The following is a 20,785-nucleotide window of genomic DNA, read 5'->3' on the forward strand; positions in this document are numbered from 1 at the left end:
CATACTTTTCGTCTTTCAAGCTGCATCTTTGTTAGCTTCCTTCGCTCACCCCAGTCACCTACTTCTGTACGCTCCAGGGGATTCACTCCGTTGCCGCCTCAATGCACCTCGAAATCCATCGAGTATATAAGTATAGATAGCTGACAAAGCAGGCTATTAAAAAGGCCCCACTTACGTGGAGCCTTTATTGTACGCTTTTTAAAGTACGATTTCAGTCAAAACCAATTACATGGTCTGAGTGAAGGTACGAGTAATAACGTCCTGCTGCTGTTCTTTAGTCAGGGAGTTAAAACGTACTGCGTAGCCAGAAACACGGATGGTCAGCTGCGGATATTTTTCCGGATGTTCCATCGCATCCAGCAGCATTTCGCGGTTCATGACGTTCACGTTCAGGTGCTGACCACCTTCGATGGACGCTTCGTGATGGAAGTAACCATCCATCAGACCAGCCAGGTTGGTCTTACGAACTTCGTCGTCTTTACCCAGAGCGTTCGGAACGATAGAGAAGGTGTAAGAAATACCATCTTTAGCGTAAGCAAACGGCAGTTTAGCAACGGAGGTCAGAGAGGCAACAGCACCTTTCTGGTCACGACCGTGCATTGGGTTAGCACCCGGTCCGAACGGCGCGCCAGCACGACGACCATCTGGGGTATTACCAGTTTTCTTACCATAAACCACGTTAGAGGTGATGGTCAGAACAGACTGAGTCGGGATAGCGTTACGATAAGTAGTCAGTTTCTGAATTTTCTTCATGAAACGTTCTACCAGGTCAACCGCCATGTCATCAACGCGAGAGTCGTTGTTACCAAACTGCGGGTATTCGCCTTCGATTTCGAAGTCGATAGCCAGACCGTCTTCGTCACGAATCGGTTTAACTTTCGCATATTTGATTGCAGACAGGGAGTCAGCAGCAACGGACAGACCAGCGATACCACACGCCATGGTGCGGATAACGTCACGGTCGTGCAGCGCCATCAGAGAGGCTTCGTAGCTGTACTTGTCGTGCATGTAGTGGATAACGTTCAGCGCGGTGACGTACTGTTTAGCCAGCCAATCCATGAAGTGATCCATGCGGTCCATAACTTCGTCGAAGTTCAGAACGTCGCCTTTGATCGGTTCAGATTTAGGACCAACCTGCATTTTCAGTTTTTCATCAACGCCACCGTTGATTGCGTACAGCATGGTTTTCGCCAGGTTTGCACGCGCACCGAAGAACTGCATTTGTTTACCAACAACCATCGGGCTTACGCAGCAAGCGATAGCGTAGTCGTCGTTGTTGAAGTCCGGACGCATCAGGTCATCGTTCTCGTACTGCAGAGAAGAGGTGTCGATGGACACTTTAGCGGCGAATTTCTTGAAGTTCAGAGGCAGTTTTTCAGACCACAGAACAGTGATGTTCGGCTCCGGAGAAGGACCCATGGTGTACAGGGTGTTCAGGAAGCGGAAGCTGTTTTTGGTAACCAGAGTACGGCCATCAACGCCCATACCACCGATTGATTCAGTTGCCCAAATCGGGTCACCGGAGAACAGTTCATCATATTCAGGAGTACGCAGGAAGCGAACCATACGCAGTTTCATGACCAGGTGGTCGATCATTTCCTGTGCGTCTTGCTCGGTGATTTTGCCTGCTTTCAGGTCACGTTCGATGTAAGCATCCAGGAAGGTGGATACGCGACCGAAGGACATTGCTGCACCGTTCTGAGATTTAACTGCGGCCAGGTAGCCGAAGTAAGTCCACTGGATAGCTTCCTGAGCGTTGGTAGCCGGACCAGAGATATCGCAGCCATATTTAGCAGCCATTTCTTTGATCTGACCCAGAGCGCGGTGCTGTTCAGCGATTTCTTCACGCAGACGGATAGTTGCTTCCAGGTTTACGCCGTTTTCCAGATCGGACTGCAGAGAGACGAACTGAGCGTATTTGTCTTTCATCAGGTAGTCGATACCGTACAGCGCAACGCGACGGTAGTCACCGATGATACGGCCACGGCCATACGCATCTGGCAGACCAGTCAGAACACCGGATTTACGGCAGTTCAGAATGTCTTTGGTGTAAACATCGAATACGCCCTGGTTGTGGGTTTTGCGGTATTCGGTGAAGATTTTTTTCAGCATCGGGTCCAGTTCGCGATTGTACGCTTTGCAGGAACCTTCAACCATTTTGATGCCGCCAAACGGAATGATCGCACGTTTCAGCGGAGCTTCAGTCTGCAGACCAACAATCTTCTCGAGCGCTTTGTTGATGTAGCCAGCGTCGTGAGAAGTGATGGTAGAAGCAACGGAGGTGTCAAAGTCAACAGGCGCGTGAGTGCGGTTTTCCTGTTTAACGCCTTCCATCACGCTGTCCCACAGTGCAGTGGTCGCATCAGTTGCGCCAGCCAGGAAGGACTCGTCACCCTCATACGGAGTGTAGTTTTTCTGAATGAAGTCACGTACGTTTACTTCATTCTGCCAATCACCTTTGGTAAAACCTTCCCAGGCTGTGGCTAACTTTTCATTAAGCTCGGACATGTAACACCTACCTTCTTAAGTGGATTTTTTATTTACTGCGTGTAATGGGCATCAACAGATTAATGATGATCGTTACCACGCAGATAAATGACCCAGTATGTCAACCCGACCAACAAACCGCCGCCGATAATGTTACCGATCGTAACCGGAATCAGGTTATCGGTGATGAAATTCATCACGGTCAGGTGAGAAAAATTCTCCGGAGAAGACCCAACTGCGGTCCAGAATTCCGGGGTGGCGAAATCGCGTATTACAATACCCATAGGGATCATAAACATGTTTGCGATACTGTGCTCAAAACCGCTGGCAACAAACATTGCGACCGGTAATACCATGATAAACGCTTTGTCCATCAGGCTGCGGCCCGAGTAGCTCATCCATACGGCCAGACACACCATCAGGTTAGCCAGGATACCAAGGCTCACTGCCTCAACAAAAGTATGGTGCACTTTGTGGTCGGCTGTTTGCAGAACGTTGAGCCCCCATGCGCCGTTGGCGGTCATATACTCGCCAGAAAGCCACATGAGTAACACAAAGATCAGGGCGCCAATCAGGTTGCCGACATAAACGTTAAGCCAGTTTTTCGCTAACTGACCCCAGGTAATACGACCACTGGCTTTAGCAACGACGATCAGTACGGTTGAAGTGAAGAGGTCTGCACCGCAGACAACACAAAGGATCAGCCCCAGGGAAAAGCAGATACCACCTACTAATTTCGCCATGCCGAAAGGCATAGTACCAGTGCCGGTTGTGGCGGTGATATAGAAAACAAAGGCAATTGAAATGAATACACCGGCAGTAATTGCCAGATAGAACGTCTTAAGCGGATGTTTCGTTGCTTTATAGACGCCTGCTTCTTCGGCAACTTTGGCCATTGCAGCAGGTAGAATAAGATCAAAAGGGTTGTCAGCTTTCACACTAACTCTCTCTTTATTAAGTCGGCGACGAGATACTAACAAAGCATTATAGATGAGAATTTGATATAGATCATATCTCGCCTGGCTTATAGGCCCGTAAGACGCATGGTTTTTATGCGATTACGGTGTAACATGTTGATTATCCATATAAAAATAAATTTTAAAAATTATAAAGTGAGTTGAATTTTTTCTTTCAGCCTCCTATGGGACGGTTAATTAAAATGGAGTAATTGAGATAAAAAACCACATTAATAAGCTAATTTTTATAATATCAACTACTAATATTTAACCTTGTCTTTACATTTATTTTTTGGTTTGACCAAAATAAAAAACGGGGCGCTTTAAGCGCCCCGTAATATAGCTCAGACAATACATTTAGCCTACTCGAGGCAAGTTGTTTGTCACTATTTTGACCAGTGTGCCGCTTTCGCGCGTTGCAATTTCTCATAGGCTTTCAGCAGAGACTGATGTGCCGGGAATGCGTGCAGATCGCTGTCTACTGGCTGAAGTCCATAAAACGGCGCTTCACCACTCAGTGCCGCACTTGCCGCTTCAACCGCCTCAGCGCCGTACATGCGGACGAATGCGTTCAGATACTGCAGCGGCTGACGGTCTTCTTCCTGAGACAGCAGCAACAATGTTTGCAGGCAGCGATAGTAGTTTGCACGTTCCGCGCTAAAGACGGAGGCGTTAAATTCCATCGTCCATTCGGTCCACACTAGGGCTTGCTCCAGATCGCCACCGGCCAGCGCCAGCATCACTTTAAGCTCGCCAATACGCAGGGTGTACCAACCGTTATCCGCACCGGTCGCCAGACCGAGCAGCTCGCGCACGCGGGTGAAGTCGTCAAAACCTTCTTCATCCAACTGTTCAATCAGATTGAGGTAGTCTTCTTTATCCCACTCACTGCCTGGCAGCGAGAGAATGGTGTCACGCAGATGGGTGCCCATAGCGTTGTTGGCTAACCACAGATCTTCTGCCGGATAGATGTCAGACATTCCCGGAACAATAATGCGGCACGCGTAAACGCCCAGGTGCTCATAGTCAGCGATATACACTTCTTTATCTTCAGCATTGAAGATGGCCATCAGGGTGGCGAACTCTTCTTCCGTGGTGCCAGAGAAATTCCAGTCAACGAACGGATAGTCGGCATCCTGCTTGAACAGATCCCAGGAGATCAGACCGCTGGAATCGATGAAGTGAGTTTCAAGGTTGGTATGTTCTGCCACTTCCTCATCGTCGAAGGTCGGTGGGGTGAAGACATCAAGATCCTTCAGACCACGGCCCTGCAGCAGTTCAGTCACGGTACGCTCCAGCGCAACGCCGAAATCCGGGTGTGCGCCGAAGGAGGCAAAGCAGGTACCGTTGGCCGGGTTGAACAGGACAACGCAAATCACCGGATACTTGCCGCCCAGCGAGCCATCGTAGGCAAAAATTGGGAAACCTTCCGCTTCAAGTGTGGCGATGGACTCCACCACTGCCGGATAGCGCGCCATCACCTCGGCCGGGATTTCCGGCAGGCTGATGCTTTCGGCGATAATACGGTTCTTCACATGGCGCTCAAAGACTTCAGACAGGCCCTGAACGCGAGCTTCGTTAGGTGTGTTACCCGCAGACATGCCGTTAGAAACATACAGGTTGCCGATAATATTCATCGGAATGTAGACGGTCTGGTTATCAGATTGGCGGGTAAACGGCAGGCCGCAGACGCCACGTTCTTCATTACCAGACTGTAGATCGATAAGCATGCTGCCGGTCAGTTCGTTATCTGGATCGTAAAACGCACGCAGACGCGCATCCAGTAAACCTTCTGGAACATCGTCTTCTTCAGTCAGCGGGAACCATTTTTCGTTCGGATAATGCACGAACGGGCCATTGGCGATAGTTTCGCCCAGCCAGAAATCTGCAAAGAAGTAGTTAGTCGACAGACGCTCAAAGTATTCACCCAGCGCAGAAGCCAGCGCCGCTTTTTTTGTCGCGCCTTTACCGTTGGTGAAGCACAGCGCGCATTCTTTGTCGCGAATATGTACAGACCAGACGTTAGGGACGGGATTCAGCCACGAAGCTTCTTCAATTTGAAAACCGAGGTCGAGCAATTTTTGCTGGAAGCGAGCGATGGAGTCTTCCAGAGCGGCATCTTTGCCGGGGATAAATGTTTGCGTCATGAAAATCACTTTTGTCGTACGGAAAGCGCGCAATGATACGGGTTTTCAATGAACGGCGCTATCGTCGCCGGAGCCCATGCGTAAATAAAAGCATTGGCTATGCTTTCTTACAGCCAATCACGTTTAGAGCATATTAATGAAAGCTTTCGATTTACACCGTATGGCGCTTGATAAGGTGCCCATGGATTTTCTGGGGGAAGTTGCGCTACGCAGCCTTTACACCTTTATATTGGTTTTTCTGTTTTTAAAAATCACCGGACGTCGTGGCGTACGCCAGATGTCGCTTTTTGAAGTCCTTATCATCCTTACGCTGGGTTCCGCCGCGGGAGACGTGGCGTTTTATGACGATGTTCCGATGCTGCCGGTGCTGGTGGTCTTTATTACTCTTGCTGTGCTGTATCGGCTGGTAATGTGGCTAATGGCACATAGTGAAAAAATGGAGGACCTGCTGGAGGGCAAACCCGTCGTGATCATTGAAGACGGCGAGCTGGCATGGTCAAAGCTCAATTGCGCCAATATGACGGAATTTGAATTCTTTATGGAACTGCGTTTGAACGGCGTGGAGCAATTGGGACAAGTGAAACTGGCTATTCTGGAGACGAATGGGCAAATCAGCGTCTACTTCTTTGCTGATGAAGACGTAAAGCCGGGGCTCAGTATTCTGCCTAAACGTTTTACGCAACGATTTAAAGTAATACCTGAAGCAGGGGACTATGCCTGCATACGTTGCAGCGAAGTGGTGCAAATGAGCGCCGGAGATCATCAATTATGTCCGCGCTGTGCAAATCCAGAATGGTCGAAGGCCAGTCGGGCAAAACGGGTTACCTGACAGCAAAAATCTCGGTTTTTACCCGTCAATCCGATAGATTCTGTTGTGTGACCGATGACACATTTTTACCCTTGCCAGTTTTACCCATTGCGGCGCGTGTCACTGAATGATAAAACCGATATCCACAGGAATAACTTATACCAATGTCTGTCACCGGATTATCGTCAATGACAGGATGTTGATTGGACAACAACACAACGTGGTGAGGGGAAATGGCTCAGGTCTTCAATTTTAGTTCAGGTCCGGCAATGTTACCGGCAGAAGTACTTAAACTGGCTCAACAGGATCTTTGTGACTGGAACGGTCTTGGCACGTCAGTGATGGAAATTAGCCACCGTGGCAAAGAGTTCATCCAGGTCGCAGAGGAAGCGGAGCAGGATTTTCGCGATCTTCTCAGCATCCCCTCCAACTATAAAGTGTTGTTCTGCCATGGTGGTGGTCGTGGGCAATTCGCGGGTATACCGTTAAATATTCTGGGCGATAAAACCACCGCGGATTACGTCGATGCCGGTTATTGGGCCGCCAGCGCAATTAAAGAAGCGAAAAAATACTGCACGCCAAACGTTATTGATGCCAAAGTCACCGTGGACGGCCTGCGTGCTGTTAAGCCGATGAGTGAATGGCAACTTTCTGATAACGCGGCATACCTGCACTATTGCCCGAACGAAACCATCGATGGCATTGCGATCGATGAAACGCCGAATTTTGCCAGCAACGTTGTGGTCACGGCGGATCTGTCCTCTACCATTCTTTCCGCACCGCTTGACGTTAGCCGTTATGGCGTAATTTATGCTGGGGCACAGAAAAATATCGGCCCGGCCGGCCTGACGATTGTCATCGTCCGTGAAGATTTGCTGGGTAAAGCTCATGTCTCATGCCCGTCAATCCTCGACTATACCGTGCTGAATGACAACGATTCCATGTTCAATACGCCGCCAACCTTTGCCTGGTATCTGTCTGGCCTGGTCTTTAAATGGCTGAAAAAGCAGGGCGGTGTTAATGCGATGGATAAAATTAACCAGCAAAAAGCGGAATTGCTCTACGGCGTAATCGATAACAGCGATTTCTACCGTAACGATGTGGCGAAATCCAACCGTTCACGCATGAACGTACCGTTCCAGCTGGCTGACAGCGCATTGGATAAACTGTTCCTGGAAGAGTCTTTTGCTGCGGGCCTGCACGCGCTGAAAGGGCATCGTGTAGTCGGCGGTATGCGTGCGTCCATCTACAATGCCATGCCGCTTGAAGGTGTTAAAGCACTGACCGATTTCATGGTCGATTTCGAACGCCGCCGCGGCTAATCTGCTGTACTTTTCATCCCCACAGCTCGTCTGTGGGGTTTTTATGTCTGTTTTTGAGAGTCGAGTTTCATGGAATCCCTGACGTTACAACCCATTGCGCGGGTGGATGGCACCATCAATCTGCCTGGATCCAAAAGTGTTTCTAACCGCGCTTTGCTGCTGGCTGCATTAGCCAATGGCACCACTGTCCTGACCAATCTGCTGGACAGCGATGATGTTCGCCATATGCTCAATGCTCTGAATGCGTTAGGGATTAGCTATACCCTTTCTGCCGATCGCACCCGCTGCGAGATTATTGGCAATGGCGGTGCGTTGCACGCAGAAGGTGCAGTTGAGCTGTTCCTTGGCAATGCCGGAACCGCAATGCGCCCGCTGGCTGCAGCGCTATGTCTGGGTAGCAATGACATCGTGCTGACGGGCGAACCGCGCATGAAAGAGCGCCCGATCGGCCATCTGGTTGATGCGCTGCGCCAGGGCGGAGCCCAAATTGACTATCTGGAGCAGGAAAACTACCCACCTTTACGTCTGCGCGGTGGCTTTACCGGAGGCCAGGTTGAGGTAGACGGTAGCGTTTCCAGCCAGTTCCTCACTGCGCTGCTGATGACTGCGCCGCTGGCGCCGCAGGATACGACGATCGCAATTAAAGGTGACCTGGTATCCAAACCCTACATTGATATCACACTGAACCTGATGAAAACGTTTGGTGTTGAAATTGAAAATCAAAACTACCAGCGCTTTGTTGTGAAGGGGCAGCAGCAGTATCAGTCACCGGGTGCATACCTGGTTGAAGGCGATGCTTCTTCCGCTTCCTATTTCCTCGCGGCGGGTGCTATTAAAGGCGGTACAGTAAAAGTTACCGGGATTGGCCGCAACAGCATGCAGGGTGATATTCGTTTTGCCGATGTACTGGAAAAAATGGGTGCGACCATTACATGGGGCGACGATTTTATTGCCTGTACTCACGGCGAGTTGAACGCAGTGGATATGGATATGAACCATATTCCTGACGCGGCGATGACCATTGCAACGGCGGCGCTGTTTGCGAAAGGCACCACGACTTTACGTAACATCTATAACTGGCGTGTCAAAGAGACCGATCGCCTGTTCGCGATGGCGACGGAGTTACGCAAAGTGGGCGCGGAAGTGGAAGAGGGGCATGACTTTATCCGCATCACCCCGCCTGCAACATTGCAATTTGCGGACATCGCGACCTACAACGATCACCGCATGGCGATGTGTTTCTCGCTGGTGGCGCTGTCTGACACGCCGGTGACCATTCTTGACCCAAAATGTACCGCCAAAACCTTCCCGGATTATTTCGAACAGCTGGCTCGTATTAGTACATCTGCCTGATTTTATTGCCGCACTTTCGGGTGCGGCACATTCTGACATCTCCGGTTGCCTATTTATTCTACACTCAGCTTCAATGATTCTGCATTTTTCACACAAAGATAACGATCGTTGGCGTTGGCGCGTATAATGCGCGGCGTTCACGTTAATGTACGCCCTTTTAAGGAGAAAAAGATGACGGCAATTGCCCCGGTTATTACCATTGATGGCCCAAGTGGTGCAGGTAAAGGCACCTTGTGCAAGGCAATGGCGGAAGCATTGCAGTGGCATCTGTTAGATTCAGGCGCGATCTACCGCGTACTGGCGCTCGCAGCGTTACATCACCATGTTGATGTCACATCTGAAGATGCTCTGGTACCGCTTGCCTCACACCTTGATGTGCGTTTTATCTCAACAGACGGCAACCTGGAAGTCATTCTTGAAGGTGAAGATGTCAGCGGTGAAATACGTACTCAGGAAGTAGCGAATGCCGCCTCTCAGGTTGCGGCGTTTCCCCGCGTGCGTGAAGCGTTATTACGTCGTCAACGCGCATTTCGCGAATCCCCAGGTCTGATTGCTGATGGACGTGATATGGGCACCGTGGTGTTCCCGGATGCGCCGGTGAAAATTTTTCTGGACGCCTCCTCGCAAGAACGTGCGCATAGACGTATGCTACAGTTGCAGGAGAAGGGCTTTAGTGTTAACTTTGAACGCCTTTTGGCCGAGATCGAAGAACGCGATTATCGCGATCGTAATCGTGCTGTAGCGCCGCTGGTTCCCGCTGCTGATGCTTTAGTTTTGGATTCAACCCGATTAAGCATTGAGCAAGTGATTGAAAAAGCGTTACAATACGCGCGCCAAAAACTGGCTCTCGCTTAAGTGCGACCGAATTTGCAGTACCCCCGTTGCAATGGATTGACAGCGGGTATGTTAAACAACCCCATCCGGCATGGAGCCAGGTGGACGTTAAATATGAAACCTGAAGATTAAACATGACTGAATCTTTTGCTCAACTGTTTGAAGAATCCTTAAAAGAAATCGAAACCCGTCCGGGTTCCATCGTTCGTGGTGTTGTTGTTGCTATCGACAAAGACGTAGTACTGGTTGACGCTGGTCTGAAATCTGAGTCCGCCATTCCGGCAGAGCAGTTCAAAAACGCCCAGGGCGAGCTGGAAATCCAGGTTGGTGACGAAGTTGACGTTGCTCTGGATGCAGTAGAAGACGGCTTCGGTGAAACCCTGCTGTCCCGTGAAAAAGCTAAACGTCACGAAGCTTGGATCACGCTGGAAAAAGCTTACGAAGAAGCTGCAACCGTTACTGGTGTTATCAATGGCAAAGTCAAGGGTGGCTTCACTGTTGAGCTGAATGGTATTCGCGCGTTCCTGCCGGGTTCCCTGGTAGACGTTCGTCCGGTCCGCGACACGCTGCACCTGGAAGGCAAAGAGCTTGAATTCAAAGTAATCAAGCTGGATCAGAAGCGTAACAACGTTGTTGTTTCCCGTCGTGCCGTTATCGAATCCGAAAACAGCGCAGAACGCGATCAGCTGCTGGAAAACCTGCAGGAAGGCATGGAAGTTAAAGGTATCGTTAAGAACCTCACTGACTACGGTGCATTCGTTGATCTGGGTGGCGTTGACGGCCTGCTGCACATCACCGACATGGCATGGAAACGCGTTAAGCATCCGAGCGAAATCGTAAACGTTGGCGACGAAATCACTGTTAAAGTGCTGAAGTTCGACCGCGAGCGTACTCGTGTATCTCTGGGCCTGAAACAGCTGGGCGAAGATCCATGGGTAGCTATCGCTAAGCGTTATCCGGAAGGTACCAAACTGACTGGTCGCGTGACCAACCTGACCGACTACGGCTGCTTCGTTGAAATCGAAGAAGGCGTTGAAGGCCTGGTTCACGTTTCCGAAATGGATTGGACCAACAAAAACATCCACCCGTCCAAAGTTGTTAACGTTGGCGATGTAGTGGAAGTTATGGTTCTGGATATCGACGAAGAACGTCGTCGTATCTCCCTGGGTCTGAAGCAGTGCAAAAACAACCCATGGCAGCAGTTCGCGGAAACCCACAACAAGGGTGACCGTGTTGAAGGTAAAATCAAGTCTATCACTGACTTCGGTATCTTCATCGGCCTGGACGGCGGCATCGACGGCCTGGTTCACCTGTCTGACATCTCCTGGAACGTTGCAGGCGAAGAAGCAGTTCGTGAATACAAAAAAGGCGACGAAATCGCAGCAGTTGTTCTGCAGGTTGACGCAGAGCGTGAGCGTATCTCTCTGGGCGTTAAACAGCTCGCAGAAGATCCGTTCAACAACTGGGTTGCACTGAACAAGAAAGGCGCAATCGTAAACGGTAAAGTCACTGCAGTTGACGCTAAAGGCGCAACCGTAGAACTGGCTGACGGCGTTGAAGGTTACCTGCGCGCTTCTGAAGCTTCACGTGACCGCGTTGAAGATGCAACTCTGGTTCTGAGCGTAGGCGACGACGTTGAAGCTAAATTCACCGGCGTTGATCGTAAGAACCGTGCAATCAGCCTGTCTGTTCGTGCTAAAGACGAAGCTGATGAGAAAGATGCAATCGCAACTGTTAACAAACAGGAAGATGCTAACTTCTCTAACAACGCAATGGCTGAAGCTTTCAAAGCAGCTAAAGGCGAGTAATATCGAGTGCTCTAAATCCTTTGTGCTGTTAACGGCACAAAGGGTGACGAGTAGCTTGACAGATTACAGGATTCGTCCTGTAATCAATGACAAAGGGCGGCTACGGCCGCCCTTAATCAATGCAGCAGCTAATTATGCCTTTAAGGAACCGGAGGAATCATGACCAAGTCAGAATTGATTGAAAGACTTGCAACCCAGCAACCTCATATTCCCGCGAAAGCGGTTGAAGATGCAGTTAAAGAGATGCTGGAACATATGGCCTCGACTCTTGCGCAGGGCGAGCGTATTGAAATCCGCGGTTTCGGCAGCTTCTCTTTGCATTACCGCGCACCACGTACCGGACGTAATCCGAAGACCGGCGATAAAGTGGATCTGGAAGGGAAATACGTTCCGCACTTTAAACCAGGTAAAGAATTGCGCGATCGCGCCAATATTTACGGTTAAGTTTTTAGCGAGACTTAACGCCGAGAAAAGCACCCAAATGGGTGCTTTTTTCATTTCTGTCCACCTATCCTGGAATCCTCATCCCAGTTAATTTGTACGTTACAACCATCACTAAATGTCTGCGGAACTCAGGCCGTATAACGATAAATTGATGCCAGACAACCGTCGAAGAGTACTGCACACTCCCTGTAACAGGGAGGTGATTGATGAAAATAACAACGGTGAGTACCTGCGCATTACTCGGTATCCTCCCACTCATGCTATTACCCATGCTGCCAGGCATGTTGTGTATCGGCATTGTATTTTGTCTGGCATGTCTGCTCTGTTTTCTCCCCTACAAATATATGCGTTCCGCCGGACTAACCCTGCTGTTTTTTCTTTGGGGAATCCTGGCCGCGGAAGAGGCTATGTGGGCAGGTAATACGCTGCCTGCGAAAACCCAGCAAGCCATTGTGCGGATAACCGGAACTGACAATATGACAACGCACTACGGCCAGATCACTCACCTTCAGGGGAAACGAATCTTTCCTGCGCAAGGAATCGTCTTGTACGGGCAGTATTTACCCGGTGATGTTTGTGCGGGTCAGACATGGGCGATGACGTTGAAAGTCCGCGCTGTACACGGTCAATTAAACGAAGGCGGATTTGATAGCCAGCGTTACGCATTGGCGCAGCATCAACCGCTGACGGGACGATTCTTGCAGGCTTCGGTTATCACACCACAATGCAGTTTGCGTTCGCGGTATCTCGCCTCGCTTAAAACGGCACTCGGTGACTATCCCTGGCAGCAGGTCATACTGGGTCTGGGAATGGGGGAGCGCTTGTCCGTGTCACAAGAGGTGAAAACGATTATGCGTGATACCGGCACGGCTCATTTGATGGCTATCTCCGGGCTGCATATTGCGTTTGCTGCACTTCTGGCTGCCGGAATAATTCGTGCGGGACAATTTTTTATGCCTGCCAGATGGATTTACTGGCAGGTTCCATTAGTGGGTGGGATTGTCTGCGCCACATTTTATGCCTGGCTGACGGGGCTGCAACCCCCTGCATTACGAACGGTTGTTGCGCTGCTAGTCTGGGGGGCGCTAAGACTTAGCGGCAGGCAGTGGAGTGGATGGTCGGTCTGGATCTGCTGTCTGGCAGCCATTCTGGTGGTGGATCCGGTTGCCGTTCTTTCGCAAAGCCTATGGTTGTCTGCATCCGCCGTTGCGGCACTGCTGTTCTGGTACCAATGGGTACCGCTCCCGGACTGGCCGCTGTCGCGTGCTGGACGTCAATTTCTGGCGCTGACTCATCTGCAATTGGGTATTACGCTTCTGCTTCTTCCCGTGCAAATCGCAATGTTTCACGGTTTTAGTCTGACCTCGTTTCTGGCTAATTTGTTTGCCGTCCCTTTGGTCACGTTTGTTTCCGTACCCTTGATATTAGCAGGCATGATCATGCATTTAGCCGGGACGGTGATGGTTGAATCAAGCCTGTGGTATCTGGCGGATCGTTCTCTGGCGCTGCTATTTTGGGGGCTCAGAAGTCTGCCTGAAGGGTGGATCAATATTGATGCACGCTGGCAATGGCTCGCATTTTTACCCGGAATGATGATTATCGCATGGCGACTAAATATCTTGCGTACGCTACCGGTGGTCTGTTTCTCTGTGCTCCTTTTGCTGAGTGGGCCGCTTTGGCGTGCACCGCGTACTGATGTGTGGCAAGTGCATATGCTGGATGTCGGGCAGGGGCTGGCGATGGTGATTGCGCGAAATGGGAAAGCGCTGCTTTACGATACCGGTCTGGCATGGCCTGAAGGCGATAGCGCACAACATCTGATTATTCCCTGGTTGCGTTGGCATAATCTGGAGCCAGAAGGAATTATTTTAAGCCATGAGCACATGGATCACCGCGGCGGGTTGCACTCCTTACAACAAGCCTGGCCGTCGCTATGGGTAAGAAGTCCGCTGAGCTGGAAAGGTCATCTCCCGTGTTTTCGCGGAGAGCATTGGCAATGGCAAGGGTTAACCTTCAGTGCGCACTGGCCTGTGCGTGGAAATACAGACCAGGGGAATAACCACTCCTGTGTGGTTAAGGTCGATGACGGATATCAGAGTATTCTGCTGACCGGCGATATCGAATCTCCTGCTGAACAAAAAATGCTAAGTCACTATTGGCAGCACCTTCAGTCGACGGTGATGCAGGTTCCACATCATGGCAGCAATACTTCATCATCACTGGCACTCATTCAGCGGGTTGACGGGCAGGTCGCACTCGCCTCTGCATCCCGTTACAACGCCTGGCGTCTGCCGTCCTGGAAAGTGAAGCAACGTTATCGGCAACAAAATTATCAATGGCTGGATACCCCCCATCAGGGACAGATTACGCTGGATTTTTATCAAAAAAACTGGCGCATACGCAGCATGCGGGATCAGATTTTACCTCGTTGGTATCATCAGTGGTTTGGCGTGTCGGAGGATAACGGGTAGAATATGCGGCTATTCTAACAAATGCTGGTTTTTTGAATGCATAACGATAAAGATCTCTCTACGTGGCAGACGTTTCGCCGACTATGGCCAACCATAGCGCCTTTTAAATCGGGTCTGATCGTGGCGGGTATAGCGTTAGTCCTTAACGCGGCCAGCGATACCTTCATGTTATCGCTCCTTAAACCATTACTGGATGATGGTTTTGGTAAAACGGATCGCTCGGTGCTGCTGTGGATGCCGCTGGTGGTCATTGGGCTGATGATAGTTCGTGGCTTAACCAGCTATGTCTCCAGCTACTGTATCTCATGGGTGTCAGGCAAAGTGGTCATGACCATGCGCCGCCGCCTGTTTGGTCATATGATGGGCATGCCCGTCTCCTTTTTTGATAAACAGTCTACAGGGACATTGTTATCACGTATTACCTATGATTCAGAACAGGTTGCGTCATCGTCTTCCGGCGCGCTGATCACCGTGGTACGTGAAGGGGCCTCAATCATTGGCCTGTTTATCATGATGTTCTATTACAGCTGGCAGCTGTCGCTGATCCTGATTGTACTGGCGCCAATTGTGTCAGTGGCAATCCGTGTGGTTTCCAAGCGCTTTCGTAGCATCAGTAAAAACATGCAAAACACTATGGGGCAGGTTACGACCAGTGCGGAGCAGATGCTGAAAGGCCATAAAGAAGTTCTGATTTTTGGTGGTCAGGAAGTTGAAACCAAGCGCTTTGATAATGTCAGCAACAAGATGCGTTTGCAGGGCATGAAGATGGTTTCTGCTTCTTCTATCTCCGACCCTATCATCCAGCTGATTGCGTCTTTGGCACTGGCCTTCGTGTTGTATGCGGCCAGCTTCCCAAGCGTAATGGAAAACCTGACAGCAGGTACAATTACGGTTGTCTTCTCCTCAATGATCGCATTAATGCGTCCGTTGAAATCTCTGACCAACGTCAACGCGCAGTTCCAGCGCGGTATGGCGGCATGCCAGACCTTATTTACGATTCTGGATAGCGAACAGGAGAAAGATGAAGGTAAACGTGTGATCGATCGTGCTACCGGCGATCTCGAGTTCCGCAACGTGACTTTCACTTATCCGGGACGTGAAGTACCGGCTCTGCGTAACATCAACCTGAATATTCCAGCGGGTAAAACCGTTGCTCTGGTTGGCCGTTCGGGCTCAGGGAAATCCACTCTCGCCAGCCTGATTACGCGCTTCTACGATGTTGATGAAGGGCAGATTCTGATGGACGGACACGATCTGCGCGAATATACCCTGGCATCACTGCGCGATCAGGTTGCGTTGGTTTCGCAGAATGTGCACTTGTTTAACGATACGGTTGCCAACAATATCGCCTACGCGCGTACCGATATGTACAGCCGTGAGCAGATCGAAAAAGCGGCACAGATGGCCTACGCTATGGATTTCATCAACAAGATGGACAATGGCCTGGATACGGTGATTGGTGAAAACGGCGTCCTGCTTTCCGGCGGACAACGTCAGCGTATCGCTATTGCCCGTGCCTTGTTGCGTGACAGCCCAATACTGATCCTTGATGAAGCAACATCGGCTCTTGATACTGAATCTGAACGCGCGATTCAGTCTGCGCTGGATGAGCTACAGAAAAACCGTACTTCTCTGGTCATTGCTCACCGTCTTTCAACCATTGAACAAGCCGACGAAATCATCGTGGTGGAGGATGGTCTGATTGTCGAACGCGGGACCCATAGCGAGCTGATTGAGCAGCGCGGGGTGTATGCACAATTACACAAAATGCAATTTGGTCAATGATCGCACGTATCTGGTCTGGTGAATCTCCGCTGTGGCGATTGTTACTTCCACTCTCCTGGCTGTATGGCCTGGTGAGTGGCGCGATCCGCTTATGCTACAAGTTGGGGCTTAAACGCGCATGGCGCGCGCCAGTCCCGGTTGTGGTGGTCGGAAACCTTACCGCGGGCGGAAACGGTAAAACGCCGGTGGTGATTTGGTTGGTTGAACAACTGCGACAACGCGGGATCCGCGTGGGTGTGGTGTCGCGTGGTTATGGTGGGAAAGCGACTGCTTACCCGCTGTTGCTAACCGCTGATACTACTACCGCAGAAGCGGGCGATGAACCTGTGCTGATCGCCCAACGTACCGGCGTGCCGGTAGCGGTATCCCCGGTAAGATCGGATGCGGTAAAAGCCATTTTGGCCCAACACGATGTGCAGATTATTGTGACGGACGATGGACTACAGCACTATCGTCTGGCGCGAGATGTTGAAATCGTGGTCATTGACGGCGAACGTCGGTTTGGCAACGGTTGGTGGCTTCCCGCTGGTCCAATGCGGGAACGTGCAGGTCGCCTTAAATCGGTGGATGCGACTATTGTTAACGGTGGCGTTGCGCAGCCAGGGGAAATCCCTATGCGACTTGAACCGGGGCTGGCCGTTAATTTACGTACCGGTGAACGCCGTGATGTGGCGCAATTGTCCAATATTGTCGCCATGGCGGGCATTGGTCATCCACCGCGTTTTTTTGCCACGCTGAAAGCATGTGGTGCCAGCGTGCAAAAAACTATAGCGCTGGCAGACCATCAGTCTCTGACCTACAGTGACGTCAGTGCGTTTGTAGACGCCGGGCAAACGCTGGTAATGACGGAAAAAGATGCGGTTAAGTGCCGGGCATTTGCCGATGAAAACTGGTGGTATTTACCTGTTGATGCACATTTGTCAGGCGATCGGCCTGATGTATTGCTGAATAGCTTAATCTCGCTGACTCGCTAACTGATTCACGCTGCGGCAGCGAATCATTTATGAGGCCATAAATGTCGTTGCCGCGCCTTTCTCTGATGGATGCCCGTCATCTTCACCTTGCTGCTCAAGGTCTGCTGAAAAAAACACGCCGCCGGGCAACCCCGGCAGATATTCTCGCGACCATTTCGCGCATGTCGTTACTGCAAATCGACACCATCAATATTGTGGCGCGCAGCCCTTACCTGGTGCTGTTTAGTCGTTTAGGCGATTATTCCCCCCAATGGCTGGACGACTCGTTACAGCAGGGCGAACTGATGGAATACTGGGCGCACGAGGCCTGTTTTTTGCCGCGCAGCGATTTTATGCTGATACGTCACCGCATGCTGGCCCCGGAGAATATGGGCTGGAAATATAAAGTGGCGTGGATGAAAGAACATGCGCATGAGATTGAGCAACTGCTCCAGCACATCCAGCATAATGGGCCGGTACGCTCAGCTGATTTTGAGCATCCACGCAAAGGGACCAGCGGCTGGTGGGAATGGAAACCGCAGAAGCGTCATCTTGAAGGGTTGTTCACTGCCGGGAAAGTGATGGTCGTTGAACGGCGTAATTTCCAGCGAGTGTATGATTTAACCCATCGCGTCATGCCGCACTGGGACGATGAACGCGACCCACTTTCGCAGGAAGATGCTGAAAGCGTCATGCTGGATAACAGCGCCCGCAGCCTGGGGATTTTCCGCGAACAGTGGCTGGCAGACTACTACCGCCTGAAGCGCCCGGCGCTAAAAAACTGGTGCAACGAACGGGCGGAACAGCAACAGATTATTCCTGTCGACGTTGAGGGGCTGGGAGCCTTGTGGCTGCATAGCCACCTTCAGCCGCTACTCGAACAGGCGCTGGTGGGTAAATTAACGGCGACCCACAGCGCAGTATTATCGCCTTTTGATCCGGTGGTCTGGGATCGTAAACGGGCAGAGCAGCTATTCGATTTTAGCTACCGGCTGGAGTGTTACACGCCAGCACCAAAACGTCAGTACGGTTATTTCGTCTTGCCGTTGCTGCACCGCGGGCAGTTGGTTGGGCGAATGGATGCCAAAATGCACCGTAAAACGGGCGTGCTGGACGTGATTTCGCTGTGGTTACAGGATGGGGTTAAGCCTGGAGTGACGTTGCAAAAAGGATTGTTCCAGGCGATTGACGATTTTGCCCGCTGGCAGCAGGCAACACGCGTAACGCTGGGACGTTATCCGGAAGGTTTATTTGCTGATGCTCGCCATGGTTGGGAAATAGACCCAGCCCTTTAAACGATTATGTTAATATTTACGGATTCACAATCCGGTCCATCTGGAGGAACTATGGATCATCGTCTGCTTGAAATCATTGCCTGCCCGGTATGCAATGGCAAACTCTGGTTTAACCAGGAAAAACAGGAACTGATTTGTAAATTGGATAACCTTGCTTTCCCACTGCGTGATGGCATTCCCGTTTTACTGGAAACCGAAGCCCGTGTTCTGACTGCTGATGAGAGTAAATCATGAGTTTTGTGGTCATTATTCCTGCGCGTTATGCGTCCACACGTCTGCCGGGTAAGCCGTTGCTGGATATCAACGGTAAGCCGATGATCGTGCATGTACTGGAGCGTGCGCGTGAATCTGGCGCTGAACGTATCATCGTGGCCACCGATCACGAGGATGTCGCTCGCGCGGTAGAAGCGGTGGGGGGGGAAGTGTGCATGACCCGCGCCGATCACCAGTCCGGTACTGAGCGTCTGGCAGAAGTCGTCGAGAAATGTGGTTTTAGCGACGATACCGTTATTGTGAACGTACAGGGTGATGAGCCGATGATTCCGGCGGTCATTATTCGCCAGGTGGCTGAGAATCTGGCACAGCGTCAGGTCGGTATGGCGACTCTTGCGGCTCCGATTCACAGTGCGGAAGAGGCATTTAATCCGAATGCGGTAAAAGTCGTTTTAGATGCCGAAGGTTATGCGCTCTATTTTTCACGCGCGACCATCCCATGGGATCGCGATCGTTTCGCCAAAAGTCTGGAAACGGTGGGGGACACCTTCCTGCGCCATCTGGGCATTTACGGCTATCGCGCTGGTTTTATTCGCCGCTATGTTAACTGGCAGCCAAGCCCGCTTGAGCATATCGAAATGCTGGAGCAGCTGCGAGTGCTGTGGTACGGCGAAAAAATTCACGTTGCCGTCGCAAAAGAAGTCCCGGGTACCGGCGTAGACACTGCCGAAGATCTTGAGCGCGTTCGCGCCGAAATGCATTAGTTTTTCTCACGGCACTCCCCCCATATTGAGGCGTATTTTTGGGAGGAGTGTCGTATCGTTGCGCTTTCCCTCCACTTTTCTTTTCATCAATTGATCTCATCCGGGTGACATCTGTCTGCACGACGCTCATTATGAAAGCAGTAGCATTTATGAGGGCAATCTGAAATGGAACAGTTGCGTGCCGAACTCAGCCACCTGCTGGGCGAAAAACTCAGTCGCATAGAATGCGTGAATGAAAAAGTGGATACGGCCCTGTGGTCACTGTACGACAGCCAGGGAAATCCGATGCCGCTGATGGCGAGAAGTTTCACCACGCCAGGTATGGCGCAGCAGCTGGCTTGGAAAACCTCCATGTTGGCGCGCAGCGGTACGGTGCGTATGCCCGTCATTTACGGGGTCTTAACCCACGAAGAGCATCCCGGTCCTGATGTGTTACTGCTTGAGCGTTTACGTGGCGTGCCGGTGGAAGCGCCAGCCCGAACGCCCGAACGCTGGGAACATTTAAAAGATCAGATCGTAGAAGGTCTGCTGTCATGGCATCGACAGGATAGCCGTGGCTGTGTGGGAATGGTGGATAACACGCAAGAGAATATCTGGCCATCCTGGTATCGCCAACGTGTTGAAGTGTTGTGGACCACGTTAAATCAGTTCAACAATACCGGGCTGACGATGCAGGATAAGCGGATCCTGTTTCGCACCCGTGAGTGTTTGCCCGCTTTATTTGAAGGATTCAATGATAACTGCGTGCTAATCCACGGTAATTTTAGTTTACGTAGCATGCTCAAAGACGCCCGTAGCGATCAGCTTCTGGCGATGGTCGGACCGGGTTTGATGCTGTGGGCACCCAGAGAGTATGAATTGTTCCGTTTAATGGATAACGCGCTGGCGGAAAGCCTGCTTTGGCAATACCTGCAACGCGCGCCAGTGGCTGAGTCCTTCATCTGGCGGCGCTGGCTGTATGTGTTATGGGATGAGGTGGCGCAACTGGTCAACACCGGACGTTTTAATCGATCTAACTTTGACCTGGCCACGAAATCACTGCTGCCGTGGCTCGCCTGATGAACATGTGAACGCCTTATCCGGCCTACAATTCTGCGCTGAACACGTAGGCCTGATAAGACGCGTTAGTGTCGCCATCAGGCAAC

16 protein-coding genes are annotated in these 20,785 nt (G+C 51.0%); 13 read left to right on the forward strand and 3 right to left on the reverse strand.

The window, feature by feature from the left end; genetic code table 11:
- Positions 1-225 precede the first annotated feature (225 nt).
- The 3 genes from pflB to ycaO all read right to left on the reverse strand — a co-directional run bounded on the left by pflB (position 226) and on the right by ycaO (position 5,590).
- Positions 226-2,508 carry a formate C-acetyltransferase gene (pflB, locus tag OGY72_RS04085; protein ID WP_003035753.1) on the reverse strand — a complete coding sequence of 761 codons (2,283 nt, stop codon included), beginning with the start codon at positions 2,506-2,508 and terminating at the stop codon, positions 226-228.
- Between the two features lie 59 nt (positions 2,509-2,567).
- Positions 2,568-3,425, reverse strand: a complete 858-nt coding sequence (gene focA, locus OGY72_RS04090; RefSeq protein WP_003831909.1) for a formate transporter FocA — start codon at positions 3,423-3,425, stop codon at positions 2,568-2,570.
- A gap of 404 nt (positions 3,426-3,829) precedes the next feature.
- Positions 3,830-5,590, reverse strand: a complete 1,761-nt coding sequence (gene ycaO / locus OGY72_RS04095) for a 30S ribosomal protein S12 methylthiotransferase accessory factor YcaO (protein ID WP_020996515.1) — start codon at positions 5,588-5,590, stop codon at positions 3,830-3,832.
- A gap of 136 nt (positions 5,591-5,726) precedes the next feature.
- Between ycaO and OGY72_RS04100 the strand changes: the two genes are divergently transcribed.
- The 13 genes from OGY72_RS04100 to OGY72_RS04160 all read left to right on the forward strand — a co-directional run bounded on the left by OGY72_RS04100 (position 5,727) and on the right by OGY72_RS04160 (position 20,699).
- A complete protein-coding gene (locus tag OGY72_RS04100; RefSeq protein WP_286546949.1) occupies positions 5,727-6,419 on the forward strand; it encodes a DUF421 domain-containing protein in 693 nt (230 codons plus the stop codon).
- Positions 6,420-6,631: 212 nt separating this feature from the next.
- The gene (gene serC / locus OGY72_RS04105; RefSeq protein ID WP_032942886.1) at positions 6,632-7,720 is read left to right on the forward strand and encodes a 3-phosphoserine/phosphohydroxythreonine transaminase; all 1,089 of its coding nucleotides are present in this window, start codon (positions 6,632-6,634) and stop codon (positions 7,718-7,720) included.
- Between the two features lie 69 nt (positions 7,721-7,789).
- Entirely contained in the window at positions 7,790-9,073 is a 1,284-nt protein-coding gene (gene aroA, locus OGY72_RS04110) for a 3-phosphoshikimate 1-carboxyvinyltransferase (protein WP_126318672.1), read from the forward strand.
- A 171-nt stretch (positions 9,074-9,244) separates the two neighbouring features.
- Complete coding sequence (gene cmk, locus OGY72_RS04115) at positions 9,245-9,928, forward strand: (d)CMP kinase (protein WP_003831921.1); 684 nt, start codon at positions 9,245-9,247, stop codon at positions 9,926-9,928.
- Between the two features lie 113 nt (positions 9,929-10,041).
- A complete protein-coding gene (gene rpsA / locus OGY72_RS04120) occupies positions 10,042-11,715 on the forward strand; it encodes a 30S ribosomal protein S1 (protein ID WP_003035776.1) in 1,674 nt (557 codons plus the stop codon).
- A 159-nt stretch (positions 11,716-11,874) separates the two neighbouring features.
- Positions 11,875-12,159 carry an integration host factor subunit beta gene (ihfB, locus tag OGY72_RS04125; RefSeq protein WP_003035780.1) on the forward strand — a complete coding sequence of 95 codons (285 nt, stop codon included), beginning with the start codon at positions 11,875-11,877 and terminating at the stop codon, positions 12,157-12,159.
- A 206-nt stretch (positions 12,160-12,365) separates the two neighbouring features.
- Positions 12,366-14,630 carry a ComEC family protein gene (locus OGY72_RS04130; protein WP_286546953.1) on the forward strand — a complete coding sequence of 755 codons (2,265 nt, stop codon included), beginning with the start codon at positions 12,366-12,368 and terminating at the stop codon, positions 14,628-14,630.
- A gap of 36 nt (positions 14,631-14,666) precedes the next feature.
- A complete protein-coding gene (gene msbA, locus OGY72_RS04135) occupies positions 14,667-16,415 on the forward strand; it encodes a lipid A ABC transporter ATP-binding protein/permease MsbA (RefSeq protein WP_003831926.1) in 1,749 nt (582 codons plus the stop codon).
- Positions 16,412-17,389, forward strand: a complete 978-nt coding sequence (lpxK, locus tag OGY72_RS04140) for a tetraacyldisaccharide 4'-kinase (RefSeq protein ID WP_191221639.1) — start codon at positions 16,412-16,414, stop codon at positions 17,387-17,389. The genes msbA and lpxK overlap by 4 nt, the downstream gene beginning before the upstream one ends.
- A 41-nt stretch (positions 17,390-17,430) precedes the next feature.
- On the forward strand, positions 17,431-18,663 hold the full coding sequence (locus OGY72_RS04145) for a winged helix-turn-helix domain-containing protein (protein WP_286546960.1): 1,233 nt from the start codon (positions 17,431-17,433) through the stop codon (positions 18,661-18,663).
- Between the two features lie 51 nt (positions 18,664-18,714).
- Positions 18,715-18,897, forward strand: coding sequence for a protein YcaR (gene ycaR, locus OGY72_RS04150; protein ID WP_003035793.1), 183 nt, complete (start codon positions 18,715-18,717; stop codon positions 18,895-18,897).
- On the forward strand, positions 18,894-19,640 hold the full coding sequence (kdsB, locus tag OGY72_RS04155) for a 3-deoxy-manno-octulosonate cytidylyltransferase (RefSeq protein WP_003831932.1): 747 nt from the start codon (positions 18,894-18,896) through the stop codon (positions 19,638-19,640). Before ycaR ends, kdsB begins: the two co-directional genes overlap by 4 nt.
- Before the next feature lie 165 nt (positions 19,641-19,805).
- Positions 19,806-20,699, forward strand: a complete 894-nt coding sequence (locus OGY72_RS04160; protein WP_003831934.1) for a YcbJ family phosphotransferase — start codon at positions 19,806-19,808, stop codon at positions 20,697-20,699.
- Positions 20,700-20,785 lie beyond the last annotated feature (86 nt).

Origin of the sequence: Citrobacter sp. Cpo221 (genome assembly GCF_030332345.1) — a bacterium.
GTDB lineage: Bacteria > Pseudomonadota > Gammaproteobacteria > Enterobacterales > Enterobacteriaceae > Citrobacter > Citrobacter portucalensis.

Coding starts and splice junctions, on each gene's coding strand:
- kdsB (WP_003831932.1), top strand. CDS start 18,894: ATGAGTTTTGTGGTCATTATTCCTGCGCGTTATGCGTCCACACGTCTG.
- ycaO (WP_020996515.1), bottom strand. CDS start 5,590: ATGACGCAAACATTTATCCCCGGCAAAGATGCCGCTCTGGAAGACTCC.
- msbA (WP_003831926.1), top strand. CDS start 14,667: ATGCATAACGATAAAGATCTCTCTACGTGGCAGACGTTTCGCCGACTA.
- pflB (WP_003035753.1), bottom strand. CDS start 2,508: ATGTCCGAGCTTAATGAAAAGTTAGCCACAGCCTGGGAAGGTTTTACC.
- OGY72_RS04130 (WP_286546953.1), top strand. CDS start 12,366: ATGAAAATAACAACGGTGAGTACCTGCGCATTACTCGGTATCCTCCCA.
- ycaR (WP_003035793.1), top strand. CDS start 18,715: ATGGATCATCGTCTGCTTGAAATCATTGCCTGCCCGGTATGCAATGGC.
- serC (WP_032942886.1), top strand. CDS start 6,632: ATGGCTCAGGTCTTCAATTTTAGTTCAGGTCCGGCAATGTTACCGGCA.
- aroA (WP_126318672.1), top strand. CDS start 7,790: ATGGAATCCCTGACGTTACAACCCATTGCGCGGGTGGATGGCACCATC.
- OGY72_RS04100 (WP_286546949.1), top strand. CDS start 5,727: ATGAAAGCTTTCGATTTACACCGTATGGCGCTTGATAAGGTGCCCATG.
- rpsA (WP_003035776.1), top strand. CDS start 10,042: ATGACTGAATCTTTTGCTCAACTGTTTGAAGAATCCTTAAAAGAAATC.
- ihfB (WP_003035780.1), top strand. CDS start 11,875: ATGACCAAGTCAGAATTGATTGAAAGACTTGCAACCCAGCAACCTCAT.
- cmk (WP_003831921.1), top strand. CDS start 9,245: ATGACGGCAATTGCCCCGGTTATTACCATTGATGGCCCAAGTGGTGCA.
- OGY72_RS04160 (WP_003831934.1), top strand. CDS start 19,806: ATGGAACAGTTGCGTGCCGAACTCAGCCACCTGCTGGGCGAAAAACTC.
- lpxK (WP_191221639.1), top strand. CDS start 16,412: ATGATCGCACGTATCTGGTCTGGTGAATCTCCGCTGTGGCGATTGTTA.
- OGY72_RS04145 (WP_286546960.1), top strand. CDS start 17,431: ATGTCGTTGCCGCGCCTTTCTCTGATGGATGCCCGTCATCTTCACCTT.